Source organism: Flavobacterium aquidurense (assembly GCF_002217195.1).
GTDB classification, from domain to species: Bacteria; Bacteroidota; Bacteroidia; order Flavobacteriales; family Flavobacteriaceae; genus Flavobacterium; species Flavobacterium frigidimaris.
Genome location: NZ_MUGR01000017.1, coordinates 85,778 through 96,399, shown reverse-complemented (window position 1 = coordinate 96,399; position 10,622 = coordinate 85,778). Strand labels below are relative to the sequence as shown.

Genomic DNA, 10,622 nt, shown 5'->3' with positions numbered 1-10,622 from the left:
GATGGCAACTATTCCAAGATGTGTCCAGACGGTAGGATGGCAACGACATCCTTTTTCTGGCTTCTTTAGACAGAAAAAGATATAGTGTACAGCGGGACTGGAGGTCTTATGAAAATTGGTTTTCTGCTATTGAGAATTAAATCCCAAAAATCTAAAATTATCCCAACCATCCGTCGCGATCAAGGCTTCTGTATTGAATGGCTTCGGAAATGTGTTGCGAGATTACAATGGGTGCGGCATCAAGATCTGCTATTGTTCTGGCTACTTTCAGGATTCTGTCGTACGCTCGTGCGGAAAGATTCAGACGCTCCATAGCAGTTCTTAATAATTCTTTTGACTGGTCGTCGAGTGCGCAATATTCCCGAATTAATTTACTGCTCATCTGCGCATTATAATGTATGTTTTCCATTTCTTCGAACCGCTTCGTCTGAATTTCACGTGCTGCCGTAACCCGTTTCCTGATTTCAACGCTGCTTTCGGCTTTGCGGTCATCTGCTAATTTTTCAAAAGGAACTGGCGTCACTTCAATATGAATATCGATTCTGTCTAATAAAGGTCCTGAAATTTTGCTCAGATAACGCTGCATTTCGTGGGGAGAAGAAGTATTGGGCATACCGGGATCATTAAAAAAACCACTCGGACTTGGGTTCATACTCGCCACCAGCATAAACGAAGACGGATAAGTTACCGTAAATTTGGCACGCGAAATTGTGACTTCCCGATCTTCAAGCGGCTGACGCATCACTTCTAAAACATCCCGTTTGAACTCCGGCAATTCGTCCAGAAACAAAACACCGTTATGTGCCATCGAAATTTCGCCCGGCTGCGGATAACTTCCTCCGCCGACAAGTGCTACATTAGAAATAGTATGATGCGGACTGCGAAATGGACGCTGATTCATCAATCCGACTTCTTTTAACTTTCCGGCGACACTATGAATTTTGGTTGTTTCTAATGCTTCTCGTAATGTCATGGGCGGCAAGATACTGGGCAAACGTTTGGCTAACATTGTTTTTCCTGCTCCGGGCGGCCCAATCAAAATAATATTGTGACCTCCGGCTGCAGCAATTTCCATGCAGCGTTTTATACTTTCTTGTCCGCGGACATCAGAAAAATCGAATTCCGGAAAATCTAAAGTTTTATAGAACTCTGCCCTGGTATCGATAATAGTGGGTTCAAGAGTTCCTTTTCCTGCAAAAAAGTTAATTACATCCTGAAGATTCTCAACACCATACACATCTAATCCTGCTACAATTGCAGCTTCTTTTACATTCTGAATTGGGAGAAAAAATCCTTTATAACCTTCTTCCTTAGCTTTTATGGCAATGGGTAAAGCACCCCGGATGGGCTGCAAACTCCCGTCAAGAGAAAGCTCTCCCATAATAATATACTGTTCTATTTCCGGAGCTTTTATCTGATCTGAAGCTATTAAAATTCCCATTGCTAATGTCAAATCATAAGCAGAACCCTCTTTTCGAAGATCTGCCGGTGCCATATTGATGGTTATTTTTTTGCCCGGCAGACTTAAGCCGTTATTTTTTAAAGCAGCGGCAATTCGGTAACTGCTTTCTTTTATCGCATTATCAGGCAATCCAACTAAGTGATAACCAATTCCTTTGTCCATGTGAACTTCTACTGTAATCGTAGTTGCTTCAACTCCAAAAACAGCACTTCCGTAAACTTTTACTAACATAAGATCCTTTCATTAAATGTTTTTAAATCTAATGAAAATAATTTAACTATAATCTTTTTACTACAAAATATATTTAGTTTAAAAAGATCATCTAAAAATAGGTGTTAGGAAATAAAGGACAAAAGAGATTAAAAAAAATTAAAAATAAGCAGCTTTTTTTTATCTAATACAATCTGATTCTACCAAATCATCTCGATAGAACTAATCCGATTTTCTAATGCATTATAAAGGTTTTCCTGAATTACCATTAGTTCCTGATAGCCACCATTACTATTATAATCTGTCGTACCACCAGCTTTAAGTAATTTCCTTAAATCTTTTCTTTCCCTGGCATTAAAATCATAAGCTGCTTTTAAATCTGCAATGCTTAAATCTTTCATTTTTATTACTATTCTGGCCATTTATTATTTTTTAAGTTAACTGTAAATATACCTAAGACTCATAATTTGCAAAAATCTTCCTGCGTTGAATAAATGTTGATGAAAAACTTTCAACTTGTTTTTAAATCTAATAAGAACCACTTTATTTAACAATTAAAATATTAAAAAATAATAATCTAAAAAATTAAATACAGCAAGGCTGAAAGGCTGCAAAAAGCAAAAAGGCAGGTTTCAATTGCAATAAAACCAGTATTTATGCCTATCTTGCGAAAATATCATCGATTTCTATCGATAATTTCGATTTCTAATTCTGGAAATCTTTCTGCAATTGACTTTGCATCTTTACATCTGCTGAAAATTTTCTATCAGCACAAATAATCTAAAATTTAAACAATGGACTTTAAATTACTTAATCCAACTATTGGATACGACGCAACCTATACACCAGAAATCATCGCTTCTTTTTTACATACCCATTTAGAGCAATACGGCGATACAATCGAAGACATACTAAAATCTATTGCTTATACCATGAATCCCAATAAAGGCGGCAATATTGTTATTGGTCTTGACAATCAGAAAATTGTTGGAGCTGTAATTTTGAATAACACAGGAATGAAAGATTATATTCCGGAGAATATTCTGGTTTACATTGCGGTCGACAATGCCGAAAGAGGAAAAGGGTATGGAAAAAAACTAATGGAAAAAGCCATTTCTGTAGCCGAAGGAAATATTGCCCTTCACGTCGAGCCTGACAATCCTGCTAAAAAACTGTACGAGAAACTTGGGTTTACGAATAAGTATCTTGAAATGCGTCTTATTAGATAAACGCAAATAATTAATTCAATAAAAAAACAAAGCCAAATGGCATTTATAAAATTATATCGAAAGAAATTAAAAGAAAACTATACTTTTCTGAATTCAATTTTCGAATCAAAAAATATTCAATGGGGAGTGGTATCAAAGCTTTTATGCGGCAACAAACTGTATTTAAAAGAAATTATCTCACTGGGAGTAAAAGAAATTCACGATTCACGGGTTAGTAATCTAAAAAAAATAAAATCGCTTGATCCTACTATTCAAACTGTTTATATAAAACCGCCAGCAAAACGAAGTATCGTAAATATTGTAAAATATGCTGATGTCAGTTTTAATACCGAGCTTTATACGATTCAAATGCTTTCTGAAGAAGCTCAAAAGCAAAACAAAATCCATAAAATCATCATTATGATTGAGATGGGAGATTTACGGGAAGGTGTTATGGGCGAAGATTTAATCGAATTTTATGGCACTGTTATCAATATGCCCAATATTGAGATTCGGGGAATTGGCACGAACTTAAATTGTTTAAGCGGCGTGATGCCTACTCAGGATAAACTCATACAATTGAGCCTTTACAAACAACTTATCGAAGCTAAATTCAATATTACAATTCCGTGGGTTTCCGGCGGAACTTCTGTTGCCATTCCATTATTACTTAAAAATGCGCGACCTATGGCTGTAAATCATTTTAGAATTGGTGAAGCTTTATTTTTTGGAAAAGATTTGTTTACGGGAGAAACGATTAAAGGCATGCACAATGATGTCTTTAAGCTATTTGCAGAAATCATCGAAATAACCGAAAAACCGGATGTTCCAACCGGAGAACTGGGCGAAAATGTAGCCGGAAATACTTTCTCTATGCAGGATACCGAAGATTTTAGCGGCACTTCTTTAAGGGCGATTCTTGATATTGGCTTATTAGACATGCAACCGCAGTATCTGGAAGCTGTCGATGAGGAAATCACAATCGTTGATGCCAGCTCTGATATGCTGGTAATTGACATTTCATCTTCAACGCAAAAATATAAAGTGGGTGATTTAGTTTCTTTTAATATTAAATATATGGGGGCTTTGTATTTATTAAACTCAAATTACATCGAAAAAAATATAGAGTAGCGCGCTTGTAGTTTTTTATTACATTTAAAACTGTTATTTAAATAATTGTTTTAATTGCTCTTTTATAAATTAAACCGAAGTAGGATGAATGAAGTTGAAATAAAATTGATGCTCGCAAAAAAAGCAACCGAATTTATATCTGGTGGATTTAAACCAACAAACTCAATCTCAGAAAGCTGGATTGGAAGAGTTTATTTGTATCACGAAAATGAAGAAATTCCGTTGGATAACTATGGCGAACTGATGCTCCCTTTGTTTCAATTATGTCTTAATCAATTGCCTTTTGTCCCTAAAATTTTAGAAGAATCTAAGATTATAACCGTTTTTATTTCTAAAAAATTCCCAATGGACTTAACTCCTAATGGAAATAATTGGGTTTTACGTGAATATAAAAGCTTAGACAATATTGTAGTTAAGGATTTAAAAAATGATACTTCATTTATAAAACCTTTTCCTTTATTAAATAGATTAATTGAAGAAGATTATCCGGTTTGGGAAGACCCTGAAATACCGGATGAACTATCAAATAAAATCAATCAGCTTGAGGATTCCGGAGTGATTGATTCTTACTACGATATTATCGAAAACAATTATGGCCACAAAATTGGCGGTTATGCAACATATTGTCAATCCGGAATTGATTTTGGAGAAGATTTTGAATTTGTTTTCCAAATTGCTTCTGATGAAAAAGCGAATTTAAATATTATAGACAGTGGAAATATATATTTAGCAAAAAACAGAATGACTGGGGATTGGGTTTATTATTGTGATTTTTATTAAAAAACTTTTACTCAAATCAAAACTTTTATGTTAAACAAAATAAACTGAAAGAAGCATTACATCGAGCCTGCGAAATGGGTCATATTGATGTTGTAAAAATACTGCTGGAAAATGGTGCAGACAAATCCATTTCGGCAGAAGGACATACTGCGCTTTCACTTGCAATTATGACGAAACAAAATAGAATAGTTGAGTTACTAAATTAATAATATTATTTGTTCTCCAATTGGATTAAGAAAACTCTAATCCAATTTGGGTTTTGATTTCCTCCACAATTTTACTCAAATCCAGACTGTTCTGATGCGACCAAAGTTCACTTTCGATTTGGTTGTTTCTTATGCATTTATGGCATTCTATAATTTCGTGCGTATATCCTTTTCCAAAATTAGGCAAACTGTAATAGGTTTCGTTTTCATCTTTATAGACAGAATATCCATCAGCAATAAACCACGGAGAATTAAGTTGAATATACCCTTTTGTTCCGCCAATTGTTGCTTTCATATCAGATTCAGAAACTATAGAAGCCTGCAAAACTGCCTGAGCATTTTCATAGTGCAAAATCATCGAAGTCTGAAGATCGATTCCGTTTTGATGATAAATTGATTTCGCAATTATTTTCTTTGGGATTCCAAGCATTATGTAGGAAAGAAATAGCGGATATACGCCAATATCAAAAAGTGCTCCTCCGCCAAGATTTTTATCAAAAAGCCTTCCTCCCAATTTTTCATCAGCATAAAAAGCAAAATCAGCTTTCACGTTTTTTACATCGCCAATTATTCCCTGATTGACCTGAGCTAAAACTTCCTGAACTGACGGGATAAAACGGGTCCAGAATGCTTCCATAAAAAATTTATTGTACTTTACAGAAGCTTCAGTCATGCGAACAGCATCTTTATGAGACAGCGCAAGTGGTTTTTCGCATAAAACATGTTTGCCATTTTTTAAAGCTTTTATCGACAATTCGGCATGCGAATTGTGCGGCGTTGCAACGTATACAATATCTACCTCATCATCCTTAAAAAGTGCTTCATACGAATCATACGCCTTTACTGAATTGTACTTTTCAGCAAATGCAGTTGCATACTCTTTATTTCTCGATGCTACCGCAAACAACTCGGCGTCTTCTGCCAACAATAAATCTGCAACAAATTGATTGGCAATATTTCCCAGGCCAATAATTCCCCATTTTATTTTATTCTTATTTTTCATACTAATCTATAAGTGCTACTTATCAGGGGTTTAATTAAATTATTCTCTAAATAAAGAAAAAACATTTAATAAAATAAATTTTAGACAACATATATTTCATATTTTTAGCAACAAAATTGCAGATACACTATGAAAAAAGCCCTACTCTTACTCTTTTTGAGCGTTTTTTTAACAAAAACGTACGCTCAGGATTATTTCCCTGTTAATGAAAGTGTGCAGAACAAAAACAAAAATTACACTGTTTTTACCAATGCCACCATTTATGTAACGCCAACCCAGAAAATCGAAAAAGGAACTTTACTCATTCAGGATGGTAAAGTTGTTGCGGTTGGAAATGCGATTGCTGTTCCTAAAAACAGTATTACTATCGATCTTGAAGGAAAAACAATTTATCCGTCATTTATTGATATTTATACCAGCTTTGGGGTGGAGAAACCAAAAAGTAACCTTTCGCGCGGACGTGATCGCAATCCGTTGTACGACACAAAAAGAGTGGGGTATTATTGGAACGAAAGTGTAAAACCTGAAGTAAACACGTATGAAACTTTTAAATACGACCAACCTAAAGCCGAGGAATTACTTAAAGCGGGTTTTGGTGTTGTAGGAACTCATATTCCTGACGGAGTGGCTCAGGGAACCGGAATTTTAGTTGCTTTAAACAATGCCGAAAACAGTAAACAAATCATTTCTAATAAAATTACCAATCATTTTGCGTTTACAAGAAGTGCATTAACCAATCAGGCTTATCCAAGCTCATTAATGGGGATGATGGCCTTGTTGCGCCAAATGTACCTTGATCTGGATTGGTACAAAAAAGGAAATTCTAACACTAAAGATTTATCATTAGAAGCACTGGCGAGCAATGAAAAATTGGTTCAGATTTTTGCTTCAGAAGACAAACTGAATAGTTTGAGAGCGGCCAAAATCGCTAAGGAGTTTGGCTTAAATTACATTCTGAAAGGCAGCGGAAATGAGTTTGAAAGAATCGAAGAGATTAAAAATACAAACGCTAAATATATTATTCCAATTAGTTTTCCGGAAGCTTATGATGTCTCGAACCCGTATTTGTCCAACCAAATAGAACTGGCTGACATGCGTTTCTGGAATCAGGCACCTGCAAACCTAAAAGTACTTTCAGACAACGGAATTATTTTTGCGCTGACAACTGACAAATTAAAAAAGACAGAAGATTTTAAACCTAACTTACTAAAAGCCATCAAATATGGTTTTGATAAAACAAAAGCGCTGGAAGCTCTGACTACAATTCCGGCAGCTATTTTGGGGAAAAGTAATGAAATTGGAAGTTTAAAAACAGGCACTTATGCCAATTTTGTCATTACTTCCGGAGAAATCTTTGATGAAAAAACGGTTTTATACGAAAACTGGGTTCAGGGAACTAAATATGTAGTGAATGATATTAATGCAAAAGACATTCGTGGCAACTACGACTTAACGGTTGGAAAAGACACTTATAAATGGAAAATTGACGGAACTGCCGATGCTCCAAAATCTGAAATTACTACCGCTGACGCAAGAAAACTAAAAACCAATTTCTCAGTTTCTAAAAATTGGATTTCGCTTTTGATTAAACCTGCGGATACTATTAAATATAACTATACCCGTTTAACAGGATTTATCGAAAGACCGGAAAATTTATCTGGTAAAGCAGTATTGTCAAACGGAGATGAATTGGTTTGGACCGCTCTAAAAACCAGCGCGTTTACTGCTGTGAAAGATACTGCAAAAGCAGAAAAACCAAATCCTATTATCCCAACCACTTACCCGAACGTTGCTTTTGGTGATACAAAAAAACTAACGGCCCAGACTTTATTATTTAAAAATGCCACGGTTTGGACAAATGAAAAGGAAGGTGTTTTGACTGAAACAGATGTTTTAATTAAAAACGGGAAAATTGCTGCTGTTGGTAAAAATCTCTCAGACGCATCTGCCACTGTTATTGATGCAAAAGGCAAACATATCACGAGCGGGATCATCGATGAACATTCGCATATCGCAATTTCCAGAGGTGTAAACGAAATGGGACATAACTCGACTGCCGAAGTGACGATTCAGGATGTAGTAAACTCTGAAGACATTAATATCTACAGGGATCTTGCTGGAGGTGTTACGATTTCTCAGTTACTACACGGATCTGCAAACCCTATTGGAGGCCGTTCTGCGATTGTAAAATGGAAATGGGGTGCTTCACCAGATGAAATGTTATACAAAAACCAGCCTAAGTTTATCAAATTTGCTTTGGGAGAAAATGTGAAACAAGCCAATTGGGGAATTGATAATCCAACTCGCTTTCCGCAAACCAGAATGGGAGTTGAGCAGGTTTTTACAGATTATTTTCAACGTGCAAAAGAGTACGACGAAAGCTGGAAAAAATTCAATGCCAATTCTAAAAAAGGAAAAGCGCCAAGAGTGGACTTAGAATTACAGACTATTGCCGAAATTATTAATAAAGAACGTTTTATTACGTGTCATTCTTATATCGAATCTGAAATTTTGATGTTGATGAATGTTACTGAAAAATTCAATTTTAAAGTTAACACTTTCACACACATTCTTGAAGGTTATAAAGTAGCTGATAAAATGAAAGAACACGGTGTTGGTGCTTCTACTTTCTCTGATTGGTGGGCTTATAAATTCGAAGTAAACGATGCAATTCCGTTCAATGGGCCAATTATGCATAACGAAGGTGTCGTTGTAGCGTATAATTCTGATGATGCCGAAATGTCAAGAAGACTAAATCAGGAAGCTGCAAAAGCGGTGAAATACGGAAATATTTCTGAAGAAGATGCCTGGAAATTTGTAACCCTGAATCCTGCTAAATTATTACATATCGATGATAAAGTAGGAAGCTTAAAAGTGGGGAAAGACGCAGATGTTGTATTATGGAGCGACAATCCTTTGTCTATTTATGCTAAAGCCGAAAAAACAATTATTGAGGGTGTTGTTTATTTTGATATAGAAAAAGATGCCGAAAAACAATTGTCTGTTTCTAAAGAAAGAAGCACATTAATCGGACAAATGTTACAAGAAAAAAACAAAGGTGCAAACACGCAACAGCCTGCAAAAAAAGAAAAAACAGAATATCACTGTGATACTTTAGAACAATAATACAAAGCTTTAGAAAATTCGTAAAGATAAAAAAAGATAACATGATACATAAAAACATATATATACTGTTGCTCGCATTTTGTGCTTCGCTACAAATAAAGGCACAACAAATACCGGCACCAAAACAAACCAAATCAGTTTTGATTTTAAATGCTACAGCGCATCTGGGCAACGGAACGGTTATCCAGAATAGTGCGATTGGTTTCAAAGACGGCAAAATCACTCTGGTAGCCGATGCCACAACAATCAGACTTGCAGCGAATGCGTATGATACGACAATCGATGCCAGTGGAAAACACGTTTATCCCGGATTTATTATTGCCAACTCGACATTAGGTTTAATAGAAATTGACGCTGTAAAATCATCAAATGATGATGAAGAAATTGGAAGTTTTAATCCGAATGTGAGAAGTATTATTGCTTATAATTCTGAATCGAAAGTAGTAGAAACCGTTCGTCCTAATGGCGTATTGATTGCTCAGATAACACCACGGGGAGGCACGATTTCAGGAACATCCTCAATCGTACAATTAGACGCATGGAACTGGAAAGATGCACTTATAAAAGAAAACGACGGAATTCATCTTAATTTTCCATCTAATTTCAAAAGATCAGGATCCTGGTTCGAACCCGGAATAATTGAAGCCAATAAAGATTATCCCAAACAAGTTGAGGAAATAACTGCTTTTTTAGTCAATGCAAAAGCTTACAACCAAACTGCTTCAAAGGACAGAAATATAGTACTGGAAGCGACAAAAGGCCTTTTTGACGGAACTCAGACGCTTTTTATACATGCAGATGAAGAAAAACAAATTGTAGACGCCATACAATTAGCAGTAGACAATCAAATCAAAAAGATTGTAATTGTGGGAGGATTTGAAGCTTATAAATCTGCTGATGTGCTGCTAAAATACAATGTTGGTGTTTTGCTAAGACGTGTGCATGATATGCCGACCAGTGATGACGAAGATGTAAACCTACCTTATAAAATGGCAAAAATACTCACAGACAAAGGTATTGTCGTTGGTCTTGAAAACAGTGGAGATCAGGAACGTATGAATGTAAGGAATCTACCATTTTTAGCAGGAACCTGCGCTGCTTTTGGTTTAGACAAAGAAAAAGCTTTGCAGCTAATTACTTCAAACACAGCAAAACTATTAGGCATAGATGCTACTTGCGGTACATTAGAAACCGGTAAAGATGCGACATTGTTTATCTCTGAAGGCGATGCACTGGATATGAGAACAAATAAACTAACATCTGCTTTCATTCAGGGCAGAACGATTAATTTAGAAACTTTCCAAACCAAATTGAGCGATAAATTCAAAGCAAAATACAATCAGAAATAGTTAAAAACTCTTTTTATAAAAAAGGCATCATTTGAGAAATCATCTGATGCCTTTTTTATTTTAAATTAGAACTGTTTTAATCCTTTCATTACTAAATCAACCATAAATACTCTTAAAACAAGAAATATTATCTCCATTTTTTGTTAA

Annotated in this window: 8 protein-coding genes and 1 pseudogene; 6 read left to right on the top strand and 3 right to left on the bottom strand. The window is 35.5% G+C overall.

Features of this window, described 5'->3' with window-relative positions; genetic code table 11:
* Positions 1–157: 157 nt before the first annotated feature.
* Both B0A67_RS09525 and B0A67_RS09520 read right to left on the bottom strand, forming a co-directional pair.
* Positions 158–1,693 (bottom strand): YifB family Mg chelatase-like AAA ATPase, encoded by a 1,536-nt coding sequence (locus tag B0A67_RS09525; protein WP_072964504.1) that lies wholly within the window; start codon positions 1,691–1,693, stop codon positions 158–160.
* 179 nt (positions 1,694–1,872) lie between these two features.
* Positions 1,873–2,094: a hypothetical protein gene (locus tag B0A67_RS09520; protein ID WP_072964505.1), complete on the bottom strand. Its 222-nt coding sequence runs from the start codon at positions 2,092–2,094 to the stop codon at positions 1,873–1,875.
* Between the two features lie 372 nt (positions 2,095–2,466).
* On the opposite strand from B0A67_RS09520, the gene B0A67_RS09515 reads away from it, so the two are divergent.
* The 4 genes and pseudogenes from B0A67_RS09515 to B0A67_RS25410 form a co-directional block, all read left to right on the top strand.
* The gene (locus B0A67_RS09515) at positions 2,467–2,901 is read left to right on the top strand and encodes a GNAT family N-acetyltransferase (RefSeq protein WP_072964506.1); all 435 of its coding nucleotides are present in this window, start codon (positions 2,467–2,469) and stop codon (positions 2,899–2,901) included.
* A 36-nt stretch (positions 2,902–2,937) separates the two neighbouring features.
* A complete protein-coding gene (locus B0A67_RS09510) occupies positions 2,938–4,011 on the top strand; it encodes an alanine/ornithine racemase family PLP-dependent enzyme (protein ID WP_072964507.1) in 1,074 nt (357 codons plus the stop codon).
* An 84-nt stretch (positions 4,012–4,095) separates the two neighbouring features.
* Complete coding sequence (locus B0A67_RS09505; protein ID WP_072964508.1) at positions 4,096–4,791, top strand: DUF1963 domain-containing protein; 696 nt, start codon at positions 4,096–4,098, stop codon at positions 4,789–4,791.
* 26 nt (positions 4,792–4,817) lie between these two features.
* A pseudogene (locus tag B0A67_RS25410) lies at positions 4,818–4,997 on the top strand (ankyrin repeat domain-containing protein); the annotation flags it as partial.
* Positions 4,998–5,022: 25 nt separating this feature from the next.
* On the opposite strand, the gene B0A67_RS09495 reads toward B0A67_RS25410, so the two are convergent.
* On the bottom strand, positions 5,023–6,000 hold the full coding sequence (locus B0A67_RS09495) for a Gfo/Idh/MocA family protein (protein ID WP_072964509.1): 978 nt from the start codon (positions 5,998–6,000) through the stop codon (positions 5,023–5,025).
* Positions 6,001–6,129: 129 nt separating this feature from the next.
* Between B0A67_RS09495 and B0A67_RS09490 the strand changes: the two genes are divergently transcribed.
* Together B0A67_RS09490 and B0A67_RS09485 are read left to right on the top strand one after the other, a co-directional pair.
* Positions 6,130–9,126, top strand: coding sequence for an amidohydrolase family protein (locus B0A67_RS09490; RefSeq protein ID WP_072964510.1), 2,997 nt, complete (start codon positions 6,130–6,132; stop codon positions 9,124–9,126).
* Positions 9,127–9,167: 41 nt separating this feature from the next.
* On the top strand, positions 9,168–10,475 hold the full coding sequence (locus tag B0A67_RS09485) for an amidohydrolase family protein (RefSeq protein WP_072964511.1): 1,308 nt from the start codon (positions 9,168–9,170) through the stop codon (positions 10,473–10,475).
* The last annotated feature ends 147 nt before the right edge of the window (positions 10,476–10,622 follow it).